This window comes from Actinophytocola sp., assembly GCF_050699915.1.
GTDB lineage: Bacteria > Actinomycetota > Actinomycetes > Mycobacteriales > Pseudonocardiaceae > Actinophytocola.
In genome coordinates this window covers 1-22,948 of record NZ_JBOHGA010000094.1, presented here as the reverse complement: position 1 = coordinate 22,948, position 22,948 = coordinate 1, and the positions used below count along the sequence as shown (strand labels likewise).

Genomic DNA, 22,948 nt, shown 5'->3' with positions numbered 1-22,948 from the left:
CCCGCGGCGAGCTCGTCCGGGCCGCCCGAACGCGGCCGCCGCACGCCGCGGACCAGACCGCTCAGCAACGGCGGCACGGCCCCGCTGGCCCGCAGCGCCTTCGCGTCCACGCGCATCGGGACGACCACGTCGTGGCCGGCACGGACGGCGGTGTCGAACAAAGCCATGCCCTGCTCGATGGGCAGCGGCAGCATGCCGGACCGCGCCATGCGCCGCAGGTCCGCGGCGCCGAGCGTCGCCGTCATCCCGGTCGCCTGCTCCCACGCGCCCCACGCCAGCGACGTCGCGGGCAGTCCGGCCGCCTGCCGGTGCCGGGCCAGCGCGTCCAGGTAGGCGTTGGCGGCCGAGTACCCCGCCTGCCCGCTGCCGCCGAGCACCCCGGCGACCGAGGAGAACAGGACGAACGCGGCCAGGTCGAGGTCCTTCGTCAGCTCGTGCAGATGCCACGCGCCAGTGGCCTTCGGAGCCAGCACGGTCGCGAACCGCTCCGGCGTCTGCGCGGTGAGCACACCGTCGTCGAGCACGCCGGCCGCGTGGATCACCGCGGTCAGCGGGTGCTCGGCCGGGATGTCGGCGAGCAGCCGCGCCACACTGTCCCGATCGGACACGTCGCACGCCGCGACGGTCACGTCCGCGCCGTGCTCGGCGAGCTCCGACCGCAGCTCCGCCACGCCGGGCGCGTCCGGTCCCCGCCGGCTCGCCAGCACCAGCCGGCGTACTCCGCAGGCGGTGAGGTGGCGAGCCAGCTCGCCACCCAGCCCGCCGGTGCCGCCGGTGACCAGCACCGTGCCGGCCGGGTCCCAGCGCGACGGCGTTCGCAGCACGATCTTGCCGACGTGCCCGGCCTGGCTCATCAGCCGGACGGCGTCGCGGGCCTGCCGAACGTCCCAGGTCCGCACCGGCAGCGGCGTCAGCTCGCCGCGCTCGAATAGGTCCAACAGCTCGCCCAGCAGTGCGCGCACCCGCTCCACACCGGCCTCGCGCAAATCGAATGCGCGGTACTCGATGCCGTCCAGGTCGGCGCGTACGTCGGTCTTGCCCATCTCGGCGAACCGTCCGCCGGGCGCGAGCAGCCGCACGGACGCGTCCACGAACTCGCCCGCGAGCGAGTTGAGCACCACGTCCACTCCGCGGCCGCCGGTGACCTCCCGGAATCGCTCCTCGAACTCGGTGGACCGCGACGACGCGATGTGGTCGTCGGCGACGCCCATGCCACGCAGCACGTCCCACTTCGTCTCGCTCGCCGTGGCGAACACCTCGGCGCCGAGGTGTCGCGCGAGCTGAACGGCGGCCATGCCGACGCCGCCGGCCCCGGCGTGGATCAGCACCGACTCCCCCGGTCGCAGCGAGGTCAGGTCCCGGAAGGCGTACAGCGGGGTGAGGAAGGCCATCGGCACCGAGGCGGCGTCGTCCCACGACCAGTGCGCCGGCATCGCGGCGAGCGAGCGCTCGTCGGTGACGGCCACCGGCCCGAACGCGCCGGGCACCAGCCCGAACACCCGATCGCCCGCTCGCAGGTCCACCACGTCGGGGCCGACCTCGGTCACGACGCCCGCGGCCTCGATGCCCAGCGGGCCCGCCTCTCCCGGGTACATGCCGAGGACGTTGAGGACGTCCCGGAAGTTCAGGCCGGCCGCGCGAACCTCGATCCGCACGTCGCGGCCGGTCAGCGGTTCGGCGACCGCCGGGCACGGCTCGACCGTCAGGCCGTCCACGGTCGCGTCACCGCCCGGCGTCAGGCGCCACGGCACCCCCGCGGGCGGCACCAGTCCGGTGCCGGACCCGAGCGTCGCCAGGCGCGCCACCCGCACCTCGCCCGACCGGACCAGCACCTGGTCCTCGCCGGTCGCCAGGGCGGACCCGAGCTCCGCCGGCTCGTCGGTGTCCACCAGGACGAACCGGTCGGGGTGCTCGGCCTGCGCCGCGCGCACCAGACCCCACACGGCCGCGGCGGCGAGGTCGCTGCCGTCGACCGCGCCGTGCGTCACGACGGCGAGGCGTGAGTCGGCGCACCGCTCGTCGGCGAGCCAGTCCTGCAGCACCCCGAGCAGCCGGGCGGTCGGCTCCTGGACCGAGTCCGCCGGCTCGGGGCCGACCCGCACGGCCACCACGTCGGGCACGGCATCGAGCGCGTCGACCGCACCCGCCAGCTCGACGACGTCCACTGTGGACATCTCCGACTCGGGGGCGGCGACCCACTCCAGCCGGAGCAGCGACTCGTGTCCGGCGGGCGGGGCGACGTTGGCCGCCGACACTTGGCGCAGCGCCAGCGAGGCGACGGTGGCGACCGGCGCACCGGCGGCGTCGACGACCGTCAGCGACACCGACTCGCCGCCCGTCGCCGCCACGTGGACCCGCAGCGCGGTCGCACCGGTGGTGTGCAGCGAGACCCCGTTCCAGGAGAACGGCACCCGGCCCCGCACCCGCTCGCCGAGGTCCACGAAGGACACCGCGTGCAGCGCGGCGTCCAGCAGCGCGGGGTGCACGCCGAACGCGTCCGCGTCGTCGACCCCGTCCGGCAGGACGACCTCGGCGAACACCTCGCCGTCCCGGCGCCACGCCGCGCGCAGTCCCCGGAACGTCGCGCCGTAGCCGAGACCGTCCTCGGCGAGCCGCTCGTAGAAGTCAGCCAGGCCGAGGGGTTCGGCGCCGGGCGGCGGCCAGGTCGTCAGTGTCTTCGGCTCTGTCTTCGGCTCTGTCTTCGGCTCTGTCTCCGGCTCGCTGTCCCGGACCGCGAGGACGCCGCTCGCGTGCCGCGTCCACGCCTGGTCCACCGCGTCCGCGGCCCGCGAGTACACCTCGACGTCCCGGCGGACCGACCCGTCCGGCGGACCCACCCGCACCTGCAGCTCCACGGCGTCCCGGCCGGCGAGCACCAGCGGCACGTCCAGGGTGAGCTCCTCGACCGCGTCGCAGCCGGTCTCGTCGCCCGCCCGGATCGCCAGCTCGAGGAAACCCGTGCCGGGGAACAGGATCGCGCCGCCGACGGCGTGGTCGGCGAGCCACGGGTGGGTCGCCAGCGACAGCCGCCCGGTGAGCAGGACCGCGTCGGAGCCGGCGAGCCCAACGGCCGCGCCCAGCAGCGGATGGTTCGCCGAGGTCAGTCCCAGTCCGGCCGCGTCGCGCGCGGGCGCCGACATCCGCGGCCAGTACCACTCGTGCTGGAACGGGTAGGTGGGCACGTCGACGCGATGCGCGCCGGTCCCGGTGAAGATCGCGGGCCAGTCCACGCCGACGCCGGCCGCGAACAACGTCGCCACGGCCGTGAGCGCGGCGGCCTCCTCGCCGCGGTCCTTGCGCAGCAACGAGGTCAGGACGACCGAGTCGCCGACGGTCTCCGCGGCGGCGGCCGACAGCACGCCGTCCGGGCCCAGCTCGAGGAATTTCGTCGCCCCGGACTCCGCGAGCGCCGCGACGGCGTCGCCGAACCGCACGGTGTCGCGGACCTGATGCACCCAGTACTCCGGAGCGCACAGGTCCTCGCCGACCACCCGGCCGGTCACGGTCGAGACGACGTCGAGCTCCGGTTCGGCGAACGACAGCTCGCCGACGACCTGCCGGAACTCCGCCAGCACCGGGTCCATCAGCGACGAGTGGAAGGCATGCGACACCCGCAGCCGCTTCGAGTCCGGGAACCGGCCGGCGAGCTTGTCGACGGCGTCCTCCCGGCCGGAGACCACGACCGACCGCGGCCCGTTGACGGCGGCGATGCCGACGGCTTCGGTCAGCAGCGGCACGACCTCGTCCTCGCTCGCGCGCAGCGACGCCATCGCGCCGCCGGCCGGCAGCGTCTCCATTAGCCGGCCGCGCTCGGCCACGAGCGTGCACGCGTCGGCCAGCGACAGCACCCCGGCCACGTGCGCGGCGGCGATCTCGCCGACCGAGTGGCCGGCCAGCGCGTCGGGCCGCACTCCCCACGACTCCACGAGCCGGTAGAGCGCCACCTCGAGGGCGAACAGCGCGGGCTGGGCGAAGACGGTTCGGTTGAGCGCGCGGTCGTCGTCGCCCCACAGCACGTCCCGCAGGGTCGGGTCGAACTCCATCATGATCGCGTCGAACGCCTCGGCGAAGACGCGGTGCCGCGCGTACAGCTCCCGGCCCATGCCGAGCCGCTGGGCGCCCTGGCCGGTGAACAGGAGCGCCAGCCGGCCGCTGCCCACCACACCGCGGGCAACCTCGACCGGCTCACCGCCGGCCGCCAGCAGGACCGCGCGATGCTCGAGCTCGCTGCGGCCGGTCGCCAGCGAGTAGCCGATGTCGAGCGGCTCGTGGCTCACCTCGCACACGCCAGCGACCAGCGCGTCCAGTGCGGCGTCGGATCGCGCGGACAGCACCCACGGCACGACCGCCGGCGACTCGGGTCGCTCCGCGGGCGGTTCGCCGTCCGGGGCCTGCTCGACCACGACGTGCGCGTTGGTGCCGCTGATCCCGAAGGAGGACACTCCCGCCCGGCGCGGGCGTCCGGTGTCCGGCCACGACACCTGCTCGGTGAGCAGCTCCACCGCACCGGTGTCCCAGTCCACATGCGACGACGGGGCGTCCACGTGCAGCGTCCGCGGCGCGGCGCCGTGCCGCATCGCCATCACCATCTTGATCACGCCCGCGACGCCGGCCGCGGACTGCGCATGCCCGATGTTCGACTTGACCGAGCCCAGCAGCAGCGGCGTCTCGCGGTCCTGGCCATAGGTCGCGAGCAGCGCCTGCGCCTCGATCGGGTCGCCGAGGGTGGTGCCGGTACCATGTGCCTCGACGACGTCGACGTCCGATGTGGACAGTCCGGCGTTCGCCAGGGCCTGGCGGATCACCCGGCGCTGTGAGGGGCCGTTGGGCGCGGTGAGACCGTTGGACGCGCCGTCGGAGTTCACCGCGGAACCGCGCAGCACGGCGAGGATCGGGTGACCGTTGCGGACCGCCTCGGACTGGCGCTCCAGCACCAGCACGCCGACGCCTTCCGCCCAGCCCGTGCCGTCCGCCGCGTCGGCGAACGACTTGCACCGCCCGTCCAGCGCGAGTCCGCCCTGCCGGTCGAACTCCCCGAACCCGTCCGGGGCGGCCATCACGGTGACGCCGCCGGCCAGCGCGAGCGAACATTCCCCGGACCGCAGCGCCTGCGCGGCCCAGTGCATCGCCACGAGCGACGACGAGCACGCGGTGTCCACGGTGACCGCCGGGCCCTCGAGCCCGAGGGTGTAGGACAGCCGGCCGGAGAGCACGCTCGCCGCGACCCCGGTCAGCAGGTGCCCGCGCAGGTCGGCGCCGGAGCGCACGACGACGTCGAGGTAGGCGCCCTCGGTCGCGCCGATGAACACGCCGGACCGGCTGCCCCGCAACGAAGACGGCGCGATGCCGGACCGTTCGACGGCCTCCCACGCGGTCTCCAGCAGCAGCCGCTGCTGCGGGTCCATAGCGACGGCCTCCCGCGGCGAGATGCCGAAGAAGCCCGCGTCGAACTCGCCGACGTCGTGCAGGAACCCGCCCGCTCGCACGGCACTCTCGCCGCGGCCGGACGTCGCGAGCGCGTCCCAGCCGCGGTTGTCGGGGAACCCGGAGATGGCGTCGCGGCCCTGCGCCACCAGCCGCCACAGGTCCTCCGGCGAGCGCACGCCGCCGGGGTAGCGACAGCTCATGCCCACGATCACGACGGGGTCGTCGGCGGCGCCCAGGCCGATGGCCACCGGGCCCAGCTCGTCCTCCTCGCCGCCGAGCAGCTCGTCCAGCAGGTGCCCGGCCAGCACGGTCGTCGTCGGGTAGTCGAACACCACGGTCGCCGGCAGGCTCAGGCCGGTGGCCGCGCACAACCGGTTGCGCAGCTCGACCGCGGTCAGCGAGTCGAACCCGAGGTCGCGGAACGCGCGGCCGATCTCGACGCCCTCCGCGGACGTGTGTCCCAGCACCGTGGCCACCTCGGCGCGGACGAGGTCGACGACCATCGCGCGCCGCTCGGACTCGCGCACGCCGGCGAGCCGGCGGGTGAACGCGGCGACGCCCGGCGGCTCGGCGACCTTGGTCTCGCCAACGAGACCGCGCAGCAGGGGCGGCACCTGGTTCTGGATCAGCAGGGCCGACTGGTCCACGCGGATCGGGAGGACGACCGCCTCGCGGCCGGTGGTGGCGACGTTGAACAGGGCGAGGCCCTGCTCGGGGGACAGCGGGCTCATGCCGGACCGCTTCATCCGCTGGAGGTCCGCGGAGGTCAGCCGCGCGGTCATGCCCGTGTCGCGAGCCCACGCGCCCCACGCGAGCGAGGTGGCCGGCAGACCCTGCGCGGCGCGGTGCTGTGCGAGCGCGTCGAGGAACGCGTTGGCGGCCGCGTAGTTCGCCTGGCCCGGGCTGCCCATCACGCCGGCGACCGAGGAGAACATCACGAACGCCTGCAGGTCCAGGTCCCGGGTCAGCTCGTGCAGGTACCACGCGCCGTCGGCCTTCGGCCCGAACACCGTGTCGACGCTGTCCGGAGTCAGCGACCCGAGCACGCCGTCGTCGAGCACGCCAGCGGCGTGGATGACGGCCGTCAGCGGGTGTTCGGCCGGGATGCCCGCGAGCAGCCGCGCCACACTGTCCCGATCGGACACGTCGCAGGTCGCGATCGTCACGTCGGCGCCGTGCGCGATCAGCTCGACCTGCAGCTCCAGCGCGGCCTGCCCGGCCATGCCGGTGCGGCTGACGAGCAGCAGCCGCTTCATGCCGTGCTCGCCGACGAGGTGGCGGGCCATCAGGCCGCCGAGCCCGCCGGTCCCGCCGGTGATCAGCACCGTCCCTTGTGGATCCCAGCTCATCGGCGCACCCGGCGCGGTCACCAGCTGCTCGATCCGGGCCACTCGCGCCTCGCCGTCGCGGACGACGAACTGCGGCTCGTCGGAGGTCAGCAGCCCCGGCAGCGCCGCCGCGGAGGCCGGGGAGTCGTCGAGGTCGAGCAGCACGAACGCCGACGGGTTCTCCACCTGCGCCGAGCGCACCAGCCCCCACACCGCGGCGGCGGCCGGGTCGTCGATGGCGTCCCCGTCGTCGACGGCGCCGTGGGTGGCGAAGGCCAGGCGGGCGTGCCCGTACCGGTCGTCCGCCAGCCACTCCTGGGCCAGGGCGAGCGCGCGGCTGGTCACCTCGCGCGCCGCGCCGGAGGCGTCATCGCGGCCGTGGCCGCCGAGCCGGACCAGCACCACGTCCGGCACCTCGGCCAGGTCCGCCAGCTCTCCGGTGAGCTCCACGACGGCCGGCCGCTCGGCGGCGTCGGTGGCCGGCGCGGGCACCCACGTCACCCGGAACATCGAGTCGAGGTCGTCGTACTGCTCGGGCGGCGGCTCGTCCGGCCAGAACCACTCGTGCTGGAACGCGTAGGTCGGCAGCTCGACCCGGCGGGCCCCGGTGCCGGCGAAGAAGCCCGCCCAGTCGAGGTCCACGGCATGGACGTGCAGCGCGGCGAGCGCGCTCACCAGGGCCGACACCTCGTCCCGGCCGGTGCGTTGGGTGGCGATGACGGCCGTCTGTTCGGCGACGCACTCCTGGGCCATCGCGGTCAGCACGCCGTCCGGTCCGAGCTCCAGCAGGGTCGTGACCCCGGCGTCCTCCAGGGCGGTCACGGCGTCGGCGAACCGCACGGTCTCGCGGACGTGGCGCACCCAGTACTCGGGGCTGGTCACGGGCTCGTCGGTGTCCGCGGCGCCGGTCATGGCGATCTCCGGGCGCCGGAAGGTCAGCGTCGAGACGACATCGCGGAACTCGTCGAGCATCGGGTCCATCAGCGGCGAGTGGAACGCGTGCGAGACGGTCAGCCGGCGGGTCTTGTCGAACCGCTCGGCGATCGCGGCCACCTCGTCGGCCACACCGGCGAGCACGACCGACGACGGCCCGTTGACCGCGGCGATCGACACGCCTTCGGTCAGCAGCGGCAGGACCTTCTCCTCGTCGGCACGCAGCGACACCATCGCCCCGCCGGGGGGCAACGCCGCCATCAGCCGGGCCCGGGCCGAGACGAGCGAGCACGCGTCCTCGAGCGAGAGCACGCCCGCGACGTGCGCGGCGGCCAGCTCGCCGATCGAGTGGCCGCCGACGTGGTCCGGGCGCAGCCCCCACGACTCCAGCAGCCGGAACAGCGCCACCTCGTAGGCGAACAGCGCGGGCTGGGCGTTGCCGGTCCGGTCGAGCGCCTCCGTGTCGTGGCCCCACATCACGTCGCGCAACGCCGGGTCCAACGCCGGGTCCAGAACGGCGAGCACCGCGTCGAACGCCTCGGCGAACGCCGGGAACCGCTCGTACAGCTCTCGGCCCATGCCCGGCCGCTGCGAGCCCTGACCGGCGAAGAGCACCCCGAGGGTCGCGGCGTGCTCGACCGTCTGCTCGACGGTGCCCGGCGCGGACACCCCGGAGATCCAGGACGCGAGGGTCTCGCGCAGCGTGGCCCGCTCGGTGCCGACCACGGCCAACCGGTGCTCGAAGCTCGCCCGGCCGGTCGCCAGCGACAGCGCCACGTCGCCGCCGTCGAGCGCCGGCCGTTCGTCCACATGCGACAGCAAGCGGGTCGCCTGGTCGCGCAGCGCCGCCCGGGTCCGCCCGGACAGCACCCACGGCAGCACGCCCGGTCCGGCGGCCGGCGGCTCGTTCGCGGGCTCCGCGCGGTCCTCGGCGGGTGCCTGCTGCAGGACGACGTGCGCGTTGGTCCCGGTGACGCCGAACGCGGAGACACCCGCGCCGCGGGGCCGGTCCGTCTCCGGCCAGCGACGCCGCTCGGTCACCAGCTCGACCGCGCCGGCCGTCCAGTCCACATGGGACGACGGCTGGTCGACGTGCAGCGTCTGCGGCACGACACCGTGCCGGATCGCGAGCACCATCTTGATGACCCCGGCGAGCCCGGCGGCGGCCTGGGTGTGGCCGATGTTGGACTTGACCGAGCCGAGCAGCAGCGGCCGCTCCCGGCCCTGGCCGTAGGTCTCCAGCAGGGCCTGCGCCTCGATCGGGTCGCCGAGCTTCGTGCCGGTGCCGTGCGCCTCGATGACGTCGACGTCCGATGTGGACAGACCGGTCGCGGCGAGCGCCTGGCGGATCACGCGTTGCTGGGCCGGACCGTTGGGCGCGGTGAGACCGTTGGACGCGCCGTCGGAGTTCACCGCCGAGCCGCGCAGCAGCGCCAGCACCTGGTGCCCGTTGCGCCGCGCGTCGGACAGGCGCTCCGCGACGACGACCGCGACGCCCTCGCCCCAGCCGGTGCCGTCCGCGCCGTCGGCGAACGCCTTGCACCGGCCGTCGGCGGCGAGCCCGCCCTGCCGGCTGAACTCGACGAACGCGCCCGGCGTGGACATCACCGTCGCGCCGCCGACCAGTGCGAGCGAGCACTCCCCCGCGCGCAGCGACTGCGCCGCGACGTGCAGCGCGACCAGCGAGGACGAGCACGCCGTGTCGACGCTCAGCGACGGCCCCTCCAGCCCGAAGGCGTAGGAGATGCGACCGGAGGCCGCGCCCGCACCCATGCCGGTGCCGACCCCGCCGTCCACGTCGTCGAGGGAGTTCACCGTCAGGTACGAGTAGTCCTGGCCGCTGAGCCCGACGAACACCCCGGTCCGGCTGCCGCGCAGGCGGTGCGCGTCGATCCCGGCGCGTTCGAGTGCCTCCCACGCGGTCTCCAGGAGCAGCCGCTGCTGCGGGTCCATCGACAGCGCCTCGCGCGGCGAGATCCCGAAGAACCCGGGGTCGAACTCGGCGGGCCGGTCGAGGAAGCCGCCGGCGCGGGTGATGCGCGCACCGCTCTCGTCGACGCCGTCGAGGTCCCAGCCGCGGTCGGGCGGGAACCCGGTGATCGCGTCCCGGCCGGAGACCACGAGGTCCCACAGCTGTTCGGGCGAGCGGATCCCGCCGGGGAACACGCAGCTCATCGAGACGATCGCGATCGGCTCGGTGGCCGAGGCCACGAGCCGCGCGTTCTCCCTGCGCAGGCGTTCGGTCTCCTTCACCGAGGCGCGAAGCGCCGCGACGACCTTCTCGTTCGGCATCGGGTCCATGCGGGGAGTACAACGCGGACGAGCCAGCGGAACGCCTAGAAGTCGGCCGGCTTCGCGGCCACGGCGCAGACGTAGTCGAGGTGGTCGACCTCGTGCCGGATCCGCGCACAGTCGCTCCACTCGCGGTCCACGGTCGCGGCGACCTCGGCCGGGACGTGCCGGCGCGCCTCGGGCTCGTTCGCCAGGCGGCTCCAGTGGCGGAACCACGGCTCCCAGCTGAGCTCCCGGATGGACGTGACCCGGCCGTCGGCGAAGCCGGCGTCGGCGAGGTGGCCCGCGTAGTCGCTCCGGTCGTACCAGTTGTCGGCCGGGATGCTGAACCGGTACAAGCTCAGCCGCGGCGTGCGGAAGAACGTGGGCGGCGTGGCCGCGTCGACCGGCAGCGTGTCGATCGACGCGAGCAGCCCGCCGGGCCGCAGCACCCGGTACGCCTCCCGGAAGAAGCCGGCGCGGGTGTGGAAGTGCATCGCGGCGTCGAGCGTGACCACCCTGTCGAAGCTGCCGTCCGGGTAGGGCAGCTCGGTCGCGGAGCCCACCTGGAAGTCGAGCCGATCCTCGGCCTCTCCCTCGGCCACAGCCCGCCGGCGCGCGTGCTCGATCTGGCGCGGTGCCATGTCGATCGCGTGGATCGACCGCGGCTGCCAGTCGCGCAGCCACAGGAAGTCCTGGTCGCCGTAGCCGCAGCCGACGTCGAGGACGTCCTGCCCGGGACCGAGCCGGGCGGTGTCGGCCAGCAGCACCGCGGCGGCCTCGCCGGCCTCGTCCACGGTCGTCTCGTCGGACGCCCAGTACCCGATGTTCGTGTACCGGGTGGACCGCTGCGCGAACTGCGCGTCCGGGTCGGACAGCTGGTACAGCAGCCCGACCCGCCGGTCGGGGTCGCGCGTGGCGACGGCTCGGACCAACCTGCCCATCAACCTGACCTTGCCCAACATGGCCGGAGCGTACTAGCGGCCATGCCGGGCGTTTCCCCAGAAACGGCGGCCATGTAGCAGTTTCACCAGTGCGGGTTGGTACACCATCCGGCTATGCCTCGTTCCGCGCGCCCGGTCCTGTTCGTCAGCTCCTCGGGGAGCGGCGTGCTCAACCCGATGCTGGTGCTGGCCGGCGAGCTCGCGCGGCGTGGCATCCCCGGGCTGTGGTTCGCCGCCGACGAGCACTGCCGCGCCGACGTCGAGGCCATCCGCGGCCGGAGCACGGTCGAGTTCGCCTCGCTGGGCGAGGAGATCCCGGAGCTGTCGCCGACCAGCTGGGACGACGACACCTACTGGGAGATCACCCAACGCTCGACCTGGAAGGCGCTGCGCGCGACCGCCCTGCACACGTTGGAGCCGAGCCTGCGGCTGGACAAGCACGTGCGGCTCGACGAGATCGTGCGTCGCGTGGAGCCGGCGCTGCTCGTCGTCGACAAGGTCAGCGCCTACGCCGCACGGCTCGCCATCGCCCGCGGCATCCCGTACGTCGTCGCCGGCCCGTTCCTGCCGAGCAACATGCTGTATCCCAAGGTGCCCAAGGGTTTCCCGGCGCCCAACTCCGGGCTCGGCCGGCACATGACGCGGGCGCAGCGACTGGCCAACCGGCTGTTCCCGCTGCGCACCGCGGGTCTGCTGCGCCACCCGCGCATCGTCGCGGCGCTGCTGCGGTTCGTCCGGGCCCGCAGGCGACTCGGCATCCCCGCCCGCGCCGGCCGCCCGACCGCGGTGACCGACCACGCCCACCTCGTGCTCTGCCACACGCTGCCGGGCGTCGAATACCCGATGCCGCTGCCGGACAACGTCCGCACGCTGGGCGCGATGATCCCGCCCCTGCCCGAGGCGCCGGGCGCGGACGACGACCTGTCCGCCTGGCTGGACGCGTACGACTCGATTGTCTACATCGGACTCGGCACCATCACCCGGCTCAGCGCCGAGCAGATCGCCACGCTCGTCGACGTCGCCGGCAAGCTCGACGACCACCACGTCCTGTGGAAGCTGCCGAAGGCGCAGCACGGCCTGCTGCCCCCGGCCGACAAGCTGCCGCCGAACCTGCGGATCGAAAGCTGGCTGCCCTCGCAGCTCGACGTGCTGGCCCATCCGAACGTCCGGGTCTTCGTCAACCACGCCGGCGGCGGCGGCTTCAACGAGGGGCTGGCGCTGGGCAAGCCGATGGTGCTCCACCCGCTGTGGGTGGACTGCCACGACCAGGCGGTCCGCGGCGCCGACGCCGGCGTGAGCCTCACCCTGACCGCCGAGCGGTTCGACCTCGACGAGGTGGTGCACACGGTGCGCCGCGTGCTCACCGAGGAGTCGTTCACCGCACGCGCCGAGCACTTCCGGCGGCTGCAGCTCGAGCTGGGCGGTCGCGCGGCCGCCGCCGACGCGATCCTCGGGCTGCCCGTCCTGCGCTGAGGAAACTCCACGAGGAAGGCACATCCGATGGCGGTCACCATCGAGTTCCCCCGCAGGCGGCCTGGCCGGCTGACCCCGCCGGAGGAGTACGCCGAGCTGCGCGCCCGGCCCGGGCTCGTCCGCTCGGCCCTGCCGGGCGGCTGCGCCGTGTGGCTCGTCACCCGGCACGAGGACGTGCGGCAGGTACTGACGAGCCCGTACGTCAGCTCCAACCCCGAGCGTGAGGGCTTCCCGACCCTGGGCGAGGTGCAGACGGTGCCGCTGCACGAGCAGATCCCCGGCTGGTTCGTGGGCTACGACCCGCCCGAGCACGGCCGGTTCCGCAAGGCGCTGATCCCCGAGTTCACCGTGCGCCGCATCAAGGCGCAGCGCCCGAAGATCCAGCAGGTCGTCGACGCCCGGGTGGACGCGCTGCTCGCCGCAGGCTCGCCCGCCGACCTGGTGCGCGAGTTCGCGCTGCCGGTGCCGTCGCTCGTGATCTGCTCGCTGCTCGGGGTGCCCTACTCCGACCACGAGTTCTTCGAGAACCACACCCGCACGCTCGTCACGTTCACCACGACCAAGGAGGAACGCCAGCACGCGGGCGGCGAGCTGATCGGCTACCTGGAGCGCCTGGTCACGATCAAACAGCGCTTCCCCGGCGACGACCTGGTCAGCAAGCTGCTCGACCGCGCGGAGCTGAGCGTGCAGGAGATCGTCGGAGTCGGCCTGCTGCTGTTGATCGCCGGCCACGAGACGACCGCGAACAACATCGCCATCGGCACGGTCATGCTGCTGCTGAACCGGGAGTGGATCGGCGACCCTCGTGCGGTCGAGGAGATCCTGCGCTTCGCGTCGGTGGCCGACCTCGTGTCGCTGCGGGTGGCTGTCGAGGACGTGGAGATCGGCGGTGAGTTGATCCGGGCGGGCGAGGGCATCGTGCCGCTCGTCGCGGCGGCCAACCACGACGTCGACGTCTTCGACCACGCGGACACCTTCGACCCGTCGCGCCCGGCCCGCCAGCACGTGGCCTTCGGGTACGGCGTGCACCAGTGCCTCGGCCAGCACCTGGTGCGCGCCGAGGTCGACATCGCGTTCGCCACCCTCTTCGACCGGGTGCCGACCCTCGACCTCGCCGAGCCGGTCGAGGACCTGCCCTTCAAGTACGACGGCATCCTCTTCGGCGTGCACGCGCTGCCCGTCACCTGGTAGCCCGAACGGAGAAGGGGGCCGTGCCGCACCGGCACGGCCCCCTCTCGTTCAGCTTCTCGGTTCAGCGCAGCTCGCCGTCCAGCGCGGTCCGCACCAGGTCGTCGAGTGCCATCTCGTCGATCGCGTCGTCCGCCGCCTCGTCCTGCCGGTTCGCGCGGACGCGGCCGGCCAGCGCCAGCAACGGTTCCAGCACGCCCACCTCGCGCAGCTCGGCGACCGAGACCGTGGCGAGCAGCGAGCGGATCGCCGCCTGATCGTGGTCGGTGTCGGCTTCCTGCATGGCGTCCTCCGGCAACAGCCGGGCCCGCAGGTACTCGGCCAGCGCGGACGGGGTCGGGTGGTCGAACACGAGCGTGGACGAGAGCCCCAACCCGGTCTCGGCGTTCAGCGCGTTGCGCAGCTCGATCGCGGCGAGCGAGTCGAACCCGATGTCCTTGAACGCCTGGGTGGGCTGCACCGAGCCCGGTCCCGGCAGCCCGAGCACGGTCGCCGTCGTCGACCTGACCAGCGCGAGCATGCGCGTGATCCGTTCCGCCTCCGGCAGGTCCACCAATGTCGCGCGCAGCGCCGCCGTGGTCGCCGAGCCGTCGCGCGCCTCGCCCGCGAGCTCGGCGTAGCGCGGCAGGTCGCTCAGCAGCGGGCTGGGCCGGGCGGCGAGGAACGACCGGACGAAGCGGGCCTGGTCGATGTCCGCGACCACCGCCGTCGGGTCGGCACCCGACACGATCCGGCGCAGCGCGCTGATCGCGAGCTCCGGGTCCATCGCGCCGACGCCGGCGTCCCGGGTGTCCGTGCCGGCGGCCATGCCGGCGCCGGCCCAGGCTCCCCACGCCACCGAGGTGGCCGGGAGTCCGAGCGCGCGACGGTGTTCGGCCAAGGCGTCGAGCACGGCGTTCGCGGCGGCGTAGTTCGCCTGGCCCGCGTTGCCCACCGCCCCGGACGCCGAGGAGAACAGCACGAAGGCCGACAGGTCGAGCTCGCGCGTCAGCTCGTCGAGCACGAGCGCGGAGGTGACCTTCGACCGGTACACCGCGGCGAACCGCCCCGGCGTCAGGCCGGCGAGCAGCCCGTCGTCGAGCACGCCCGCCGCGTGCACCACCGCGGTGAGCGGCTGCTCCGCCGGGATCGCCGCCAGCAGCCCGCCCACCGCGTCGCGGTCGGCCACGTCGCACGCGGCGATCGTGACCTCCGCGCCGAGCGCGGTCAGCTCCGCCCGCAGCGCGGTCGCGCCCGGGGTGTCCGGGCCTCGGCGACCGGCGAGGACCAGGTGCGCGGTGCCGGCTGCCGCCAGCGCCCGGGCCACCTGACCGCCCAGCGCGCCGGTGCCACCGGTGATCAGCACGGTGCTCTCGGGCGTCCACTCTTCCGTGGGCAGCGCGCCCGCGGGCTGGGTCAGGCGCCGGCCGTGGACGCCGGACGCGCGGATCGCGACCTGGTCCTCGGTCCCCGCCAGCACCCCGTGGAAGCGGGCGAGCCCGGTCTCGTCGAGCGTCGTGGGCAGGTCGACCAGCCCACCCCAGCGGCCCGGATGCTCGAGGGCGGCTACGCGGCCGAGACCCCAGATCCCGGCCTGCGACGGGTTCGCGACCGGGTCCGCCTCGTCGACGGCGACGGCGTCGCGGGTGACGCACCACAGGGGCGCGGCGACCGCGGCGTCGCCGAGCGCCCGCAGCAACGTGGCGACGTCGGCCGGCTCGGTCAGCAGCGAGACCACACCGACGGCGTCGGTGTCCAGTCGGTCCCCGAGCTCGACCCTCGTCATCCCTTCGGTCACGGCGTCGGTCCACGCGTCGGTCGGGCCGGCCGGCACCACGGCGAGCCAGGTGCCGTCGGGCCGACCCGAGCCGACCGTGACCGGCCGCCAGCCGATCCGGTAGTGCCACTTGTCCACAGTGGACTTCGCGGCGTCGGGCCAGAAGCGCTCGTGCTGGAACGGGTAGGTCGGCAGGTCCACGGGCCGGGCGCCGGAGCCGGCGTGGAAGGCGTGCCAGTCGACGGGGACGCCGTGCACATAAGCCTGGGCGAGCGCCGTGACGAGCGTCGTCTCCTCGTCGCGGTCCCCGCGCAGCGTCGGCACGCATGCCCGATCCGGAGGGACACAGTCCGCCGCCATGCCCGTGAGCACGGCGTCCGGGCCCAGTTCGACGAACGTCGTGGCGCCGTCGTCGGCGAGCGCGGTGACGTCGTCGGCGAAGCGAACCGTGTCACGAACATGACGCACCCAGTAGTCCGGAATGTCGACCGCACCGCGCATCGAGACCGCCGCGGGGTGGAACTCCAGACCCGACACCACGTTCGCGAACTCCTCCAGCATCGGCTCCATCAACGGCGAATGGAACGCATGCGAGGTCCGCAACCACTTCGCATGCTCGAACCGAGCCGCGAGCGCCAGTACCGCGTCCTCGGCTCCCGCGACGACGACCGAACGCGGGCCGTTCACCGCCGCGATCGACACCTCGTCGGTCAGCAGCGGTTCGACCTCGACCTCGGTGGCGCGCAGTGACACCATCGCCCCGCCCTCGGGCAGGGCCTGCATGAGCCGGCCGCGCGCCGAGACGAGCGTGCACGCGTCCTCGATGGACAGCACGCCCCCGACGTGCGCCGCGGCGATCTCGCCGACCGAGTGCCCGGCCAGGAAGTCCGGCCGCACTCCCCAGTGTTCGAGCAGCCGGAACAGCGCGACCTCGACCGCGAACAGCGCGGGCTGCGCGAACTCGGTCCGGTCCAGCGCCGCCTCGTCCTCCCCCCACAGCACCTCGCGCAGGCGCGGGTCGAGCCGGCCGAGCACGTCGTCGAGCGCATCCGCGAACACCGGGAACCGCTCGTACAGCCCGCGTCCCATGCCCAGCCGCTGCGACCCCTGGCCGGAGAACAGGAACGCCACCTTGCCCGCGCCGGCCACGGCGCGCAGCGCGGTGCCCGACTCCAGCAGGGCTGACAGGCCTTCTCGGTCGTCGGTCACCACGGCCGCCCGGTGCTCGAACGCCGACCGCGTGGTGGCAGAGGCGAAGGCGACGTCCCGCAACGAAAGATCGGGCTCGGCCCGCAGGTGTGCGGCCAGGTCCCGAAGTCGGGCCGACAAGGCTGCGTCGGTTCGCCCGGAGACCAGGACCGGCACGAGACCGGCCGCGGGCGTCGCCGGGGCGGGTTCGGCCGGCGGTCCCTCGACGACGAGGTGCGCGTTCGTGCCGCTGGCGCCGAACGAGGACACGCCCGCCCGGCGCGGCCGGCCGGTCTCCGGCCACGCCAGCCGCTCGGTGAGCAGCTCGGCCGCACCCGTCGACCAGTCCACATGGGACGACGGAGTGCCGACGTGCAGGGTCGCCGGCAGCACGCCGTGGCGCATCGCCATGACCATCTTGATCACGCCGGCGACGCCCGCGGCGGACTGCGTGTGGCCGATGTTGGACTTGACCGAGCCGATGTACAGCGGCGCCTCCCGGTCCCGCCCGTAGGTCGCCAGCAGCGCCTGGGCCTCGATCGGGTCGCCGAGCGGAGTCCCGGTGCCATGCGCCTCCACGGCGTCGACGTCCGACGTGGACAGTCCGGCCGCAGTGAGGGCCCGACGGATCACCCGGCGCTGCGAAGGCCCGTTGGGGGCGGTGAGGCCGTTGGACGCGCCGTCGGAGTTGATGGCCGAACCCCGTACCACGCCGAGGATCCGGTGGCCGAGGCGTCGGGCGTCGGACATCCGCTCCAGGACGAGCACGCCGACGCCCTCCGACCAGCCGGTGCCGTCGGCGTCCTCGGCGAACGCCTTGCAGCGGCCGTCCGGGGACAGCGCGCCCATCTCCCCGAACTCGACGAAGCCCACCGGGGTCGACATCACGGTCACCCCGCCGGCCAGCGCCAGCGAGCACTCCCCCGCGCGCAGCGCCTGCGCCGCGAGGTGCACGGCGACGAGCGAGGACGAGCACGCGGTGTCCACGGTGACCGCCGGGCCCTCCAGGCCGAACGAGTACGACACGCGCCCGGAGAGCAGGTTGCCTGCCTGCGCGGTCTGCACGTGCCCGCGGGTCCCGGTCGGAGGCCGGTAGTCGCCGGAGGCGCCACCGACGAACACGCCGGCATCGCTGCCGCGCAACGTCGCCGGGTCGATGCCCGCGCGTTCGAGGCCCTCCCACGCGACCTCCATCACGAGCCGCTGCTGCGGGTCCATCACGATGGCCTCGCGGGGCGAGATGCCGAAGAAGCCGGGGTCGAAGTCCGCGGCCCCGTCGAGGAAACCGCCCGCGGTGGCGCCGCCGCGGTCCGTAAGGTCCCAGCCGCGGTCGGCGGGGAACCCACCGATGACGTCCCGCTCCTCGGCGACGACGCGCCACAGGTCCTCGGGCGAGCGCACACCACCCGGGTAGCGGCAGCTCATGCCGACGATCACCACCGGGTCGCCGCTCACCACGGTCGGCACCGGTGCCGCCTGCTCCTCGGCCGTGCCGAGCAGCTCGCCGAGCACGAAGCGCGCCAGCGCGGTCGGGTTCGGCTCGTCAAACGCCAGCGTCGCCGGCAGCGTGAGACCGGTCAGGTTCGCGAGCCGGTCACGCAGCTCGACCGCGGTGAGCGAGTCGAAGCCCAGCTCCGAGAACGCCCGCGTCGCCGCCACGTCGCCGGCGTCGGGGTGCCCGAGCACCGCGGCGACCTCGGTCCGGACGAGATCGGTGAGCGAGCCCGCTCGCCTGCCCTGGGGCAGCCGCAGCAGCTCTTCCCGCAGCCGGCTCGTGGTCGGGGTCGCGTCGGCCGGTGGGACCGGTTCAGTCCAACGGCCGGTGAGCAGCGGGCTCGACCGGGTCGCGGTGAACGCCGGGCCGAACCGGTCCCACCGCACGTCCGCGACGAGCACCGCCGGCTCGGGCCCGCCGACCACGGTCGCGAGCGCGACCAGGGCCACCTCGGGTGCCAGCGGCGGCAACCCGCTCGCCCGCAGGTGCGTGACCTCGTCGCCGGGCAGGCCCGAGTCCGCCCAGGGGCCGAAGGCCACCAGTGTGGCTGGCTTGCCGACGGATCGCCGGTGCCGCACCAGATCTTCCAGTGCCGCCTCCGCCGCCGCCTCGTCGCCGCGGCCGCGCACGCCGAGGGTGCCGGCGAGCGACGTGCACACCACGAGTGACTGCTCGTCGTCGAGGAGCTCGGCCAGTTCGCGGGTGCCGGCGAGCGACCCTCCACAGTGGACTACCGCGGCCACCTCGTGCTCGGCGAGCAGGGCGGCGAGCGCATCGCGGTCCGCGAGGTCGCACTCGACGACCGTCGCGCCCGACTCGGCGAGCCAGGCCGCCACCCGGGCGCCGACCGACTGGTCGGTACCGGTCACCAGGACGGTGCCGTCGGGTTGCCACGGCTCGCCGGAACCGGCCCGCGCGGCGGCGAGCCGGCGGGCGAACACGCCGTCCGCACGGATCTCGACCTGGTCCTCGGCGCCGGTGAGCACCCCGGCGAGGACCTCTTCGTCGACCGTCGCGGGAAGCTCGACCAGGCCGCCCCACCGCTCGGGGAACTCCAGCGCCGCCACCCGGCCCCAGCCCCAGAGCTCGGGCGTCTCGCGGGTGAGGCACCACAGCCGCGCGTCGCCGACGTGGTCGAGCAGCGCCCGGTTGGCCTCGACCGTGGGCAGCAGCGAGAGCACGCCGGCACATTCCGGCAGCGCGGTCAGCGGGGCCGCCTCGTCGACCTCGACCCGGTTGACTCCGGCCCACTCGTCGCCGATGTGCCCGGCGGGGACGACCTGCAGCCACGTGCCGTCCAGGGTCACGTCGGGCACGGTCACCCGCTGCCACTCGACGCGGTGACACCAACCGTCCATCTCGGACTTCGGGGCCTCCGGCCAGAACCGGCGTCGCTGGAACGGATAGGTGGGCAGGGCGACGCGGCGGGCACCGCTGCCCGCGAAGAACGCCTCCCAGTCGACCGGCACCCCGGCGGTGAACAGCCCGGTCAGCGAGGTGACGGCCGCGGTCTCCTCGCCGTGCGTGCCCCGCAGCATCGGCACGACCGCGCTGTTGGTGCCGTTCGCGCGGGCCATGGCCGACAGCACACCGAACGGTCCGACCTCGAAGAGGACGGCACCGTCGATGTCCAGCGACGCGATCGCGTCGGCGAACATGACGGTCTCGCGGATGTTGTCGACCCAGTACGCGGCGCCGGCCACCGGCTCGTCCGTGTCGACGGTCGAGACGAACGGGACCACGGGCTCGGCGAAGGGCAGGTCCGCGATCGCGGCACGGAAGTCATCGAGCATCGGGTCCATCAGCGGCGAGTGGAAGCCGTGCGAGACCGGCAGCCGCTTCGTCTTCTCGAACTGGGCGACGATCGCCAGGACCTCGTCCTCGGCACCGGAGACGACCGTCGCGAGGTGACCGTTCACCGCCGCGATCGCGGTGTTCGGCGTCAGCCGCGCCCGCACCTCCTCCTCGGTGGCCATGATCGAGTACATCGCGCCATCGGCCTGCACGTCCTGCATCATCCGCGCCCGGATGGCCACCAGCCGGCAGGCGCCGGCGAGGTCGAGGACGCCGGCGACGTGTGCGGCGGGGAGTTCGCCGAGCGAGTGCCCGGTCACCGCTGCCGGCCGCACGCCCCACGACTCGATCAGCCGGAACAGCGCGATCTCGACGGCGAACAGGGCGGGCTGGGCGTACTCGGTCTGGTCCAGCAGGTCCTCGTCGTCCCCCCACATCACGTCCCGCAGCACCGGGTCGAAGTGCGCGAGCGAGGCGTCGAGCGCGTCGGCGAAGACCGGGAAGCGCGCGTACAGGTCGCGGCCCATTCCCAGCCGCTGCGAGCCCTGGCCGGTGAACAGCAGCACCGGCTTCGCCGCCGTCCCCGCCTCGCCGGCCTCCAGCTCGACCACACCGTCCGGTGTGGACAGCAGGGCCATGCGGTGGGCGAACGTCGCCCGGCCGGTCGCCAACGTGAAGCCCACGTCGACCGGGTCCGCGGACGAGTCCACGGCCCACTCCGCCAGCCGGTCGGCCTGCGTGCGCAGTGCCTCGGGGGTCTTCGCGGAGAGCACCCACGGCACGATCTCCATGGCCGCCCCCGCCGATACCTGGCCCGACACCGGCTCCGGTGCCTCGATGATCACATGGGCATTCGTGCCGCCCACTCCGAACGCGGACACCCCGGCGCGGCGCGGCCGGCCGGTCGCCGGCCAGTCCGCCGGCTCGGCGAGCAGTCGGACCGTGCCCGCCGACCAGTCCACATGCGACGTCGGCTCACCTGCGTGCGGCGTCCTCGGCAGCAGGCCGTGACGCATCGCCATGGTCATCTTCACCACGCCGGCCATGCCCGCCGCGGCCTGCGTGTGTCCCAGGTTCGACTTGACCGAGCCGACCAGCAGCGGCTCCTCGCGGTCCCGCCCGTAGGTGGCGAGCAGCGCCTGCGCCTCGATCGGGTCGCCGAGCTCGGTGCCGGTGCCGTGCGCCTCGACGGCGTCAACGTCCGATGTGGACAGTCCGGCGTCGGCGAGCGCGGCCCGGATGACGCGCTGCTGGGACGGTCCGTTCGGCGCCGTCAGGCCGTTGGACGCGCCGTCGGAGTTGACCGCCGAGCCGCGGACCACGGCGAGAACGTCATGTCCGTTGCGCCGGGCGTCGGAGAGCCGTTCCAGCACGAGCACGCCCACGCCCTCGGACCAGGCGGTGCCGTCGGCGTCGTCGGCGAACGGCCTGCAGCGGCCGTCCGCGGCGAGCCCGCCCTGCGCGCTGAACTCGACGAACGCACCCGGGCTCGACATCACCGACACGCCGCCGGCCAGCGCCAGGGAGCACTCGCCGGTGCGCAGCGCCCGCGTGGCGAGGTGCAGGCTCACCAGCGACGCCGAGCAGGCGGTGTCCACGGTGAGCGCCGGGCCCTCGAGCCCGAGCGTGTAGGCGAGGCGGCCGGACATGATGCTGGCGGTGTTGCCGGTGGCCACGTGGCCGAGCACGTCGGCGCCCGAGCCGAGCAGCACGCCGGTGTAGTCCTGGCCGTTGGTGCCGACGAACACGCCGGAGTCGCTGCCGCGCAGACCCGACGGGTCGATCCCGGCGCGTTCCAGCGCCTCCCAGGTGGTCTCCAGCAGCAGTCGCTGCTGCGGGTCCATCGCCAGCGCCTCACGCGGCGAGATCCCGAAGAACTCGGCGTCGAAGTCGGTCGCGTCGTGCAGGAAGCCGCCCTCGGTCGTCACCGAGGTGGCGCCGCCGAACGAGGCCGCGTGGTCCCAGCCGCGGTCGGCCGGGAACGGCGTGATCCCGTCGCGACCGTCCACGAGCATCGACCACAGCTCCTCCGGAGTGCTCACCCGGCCCGGGAACCGGCAGCTCATCCCCACGATCGCGATCGGGTCGGTCGCGCTCGCCCGCGTGGTGACCACCGTGTCGACGGGCCCGTTCCCGGTCAGCTCGGCGAGCAGGAACTCGGCGAGCGCGCGCGAGGTCGGGTGGTCGAACAGCAGCGTCGCCGGCAGGTCGAGGCCGGTCGCGGCGGCGAGCCCGTTGCGCAGCTCGACGCTGGTGAGCGAGTCGAAGCCGAGGTCGGCGAACGCCCGGTCCGGGTCCGGTCCAGTGCCCTCCGCGTGGCCGAGCACCGCGCCGATCTGCGCGCACAGCAGGTCGAGCAGCAGGCCCGGGCGAGACTCGGCCGGCACCGCGGCGAGCCGGTCGGCCAGCTCACCCGCCCGCGTCGGCGCCGCCTCCCGCGTCTCCGGCAGGTCGCGCAGGAACGGGCCGCCGAACACGGGGACGAACCGGGTGAAGTCGATGTCCGCGACGGTCAGCAGCACGTCGTCGTGCTCGATCGCCGAGCGCAGCGCGGAGATCGCCCGCTCGGGCGCCATCGGCCAGTACCCGCCGCGCCGCACGCGCTCGGCGACGGAGTCGCCGGCCGTGAGCGTTCCCGCGACCATACCCGCACCCGCCCACGGTCCCCACGCCACCGACGTCGCCGCCAGCCCGAGAGCATGGCGGTGCTCGGCCAGCGCGTCGAGCCACGCGTTCGCCGCCGCGTAGTTGGCCTGCCCGGCGGAGCCGAACGTGGCCGCCGCGGACGAGAACAGCACGAACGCGTCGAGGTCGAGGTGGCGGGTCAGCTCGTGCAGGTGCGTGGCCGACTCCGCCTTGGCGCGCAACACCTCCGCGACCGCGTCCGGGGTCAGCCCGTCGACGGTGCCGTCGCGCACGATGCCCGCGGTGTGGAACACCCCGGTCAGCGGCTGCTCGACGGGGATCGCGTCGAGCACGGCGGCCAGCGCGTCGCGGTCGGCGACGTCGCACGCTTCGACCGTGACCTCCGCGCCCAGCTCGGTCAGCTCCGCCCGCAGGTCCGCCGCACCCGGTGCGTCGGCGCCGCGGCGGCTCAGCAGCAGGACGTGCGCGGCGCCCGCGGTCGCGGCGAACCGGGCCACGTGTGCGC

General features: G+C 74.2%; 3 protein-coding genes and 2 pseudogenes. 2 read left to right on the top strand and 3 right to left on the bottom strand.

The window, feature by feature from the left end; all coding sequences use genetic code 11:
• Together ACRDSK_RS18110 and ACRDSK_RS18105 are read right to left on the bottom strand one after the other, a co-directional pair.
• A pseudogene (locus ACRDSK_RS18110) lies at positions 1 to 9,968 on the bottom strand (SDR family NAD(P)-dependent oxidoreductase); the annotation flags it as partial.
• A gap of 56 nt (positions 9,969 to 10,024) precedes the next feature.
• Positions 10,025 to 10,924 (bottom strand): methyltransferase domain-containing protein, encoded by a 900-nt coding sequence (locus tag ACRDSK_RS18105; RefSeq protein WP_431442228.1) that lies wholly within the window; start codon positions 10,922 to 10,924, stop codon positions 10,025 to 10,027.
• A gap of 93 nt (positions 10,925 to 11,017) precedes the next feature.
• Between ACRDSK_RS18105 and ACRDSK_RS18100 the strand changes: the two genes are divergently transcribed.
• Positions 11,018 to 12,376 carry a glycosyltransferase gene (locus ACRDSK_RS18100; protein WP_431442227.1) on the top strand — a complete coding sequence of 453 codons (1,359 nt, stop codon included), beginning with the start codon at positions 11,018 to 11,020 and terminating at the stop codon, positions 12,374 to 12,376.
• A gap of 27 nt (positions 12,377 to 12,403) precedes the next feature.
• Positions 12,404 to 13,567, top strand: a complete 1,164-nt coding sequence (locus ACRDSK_RS18095) for a cytochrome P450 (RefSeq protein ID WP_431442226.1) — start codon at positions 12,404 to 12,406, stop codon at positions 13,565 to 13,567.
• A 61-nt stretch (positions 13,568 to 13,628) separates the two neighbouring features.
• On the opposite strand, the pseudogene ACRDSK_RS18090 reads toward ACRDSK_RS18095, so the two are convergent.
• Positions 13,629 to 22,940 (bottom strand): annotated as a pseudogene (locus ACRDSK_RS18090) (type I polyketide synthase); the annotation flags it as partial.
• Between the last annotated feature and the right edge of the window lie 8 nt (positions 22,941 to 22,948).

What these genes read in the sequence shown, in the direction of transcription:
- ACRDSK_RS18105 (WP_431442228.1), bottom strand. Translation starts at nt 10,924, where the DNA reads ATGTTGGGCAAGGTCAGGTTGATGGGCAGGTTGGTCCGAGCCGTCGCC.
- ACRDSK_RS18100 (WP_431442227.1), top strand. Translation starts at nt 11,018, where the DNA reads ATGCCTCGTTCCGCGCGCCCGGTCCTGTTCGTCAGCTCCTCGGGGAGC.
- ACRDSK_RS18095 (WP_431442226.1), top strand. Translation starts at nt 12,404, where the DNA reads ATGGCGGTCACCATCGAGTTCCCCCGCAGGCGGCCTGGCCGGCTGACC.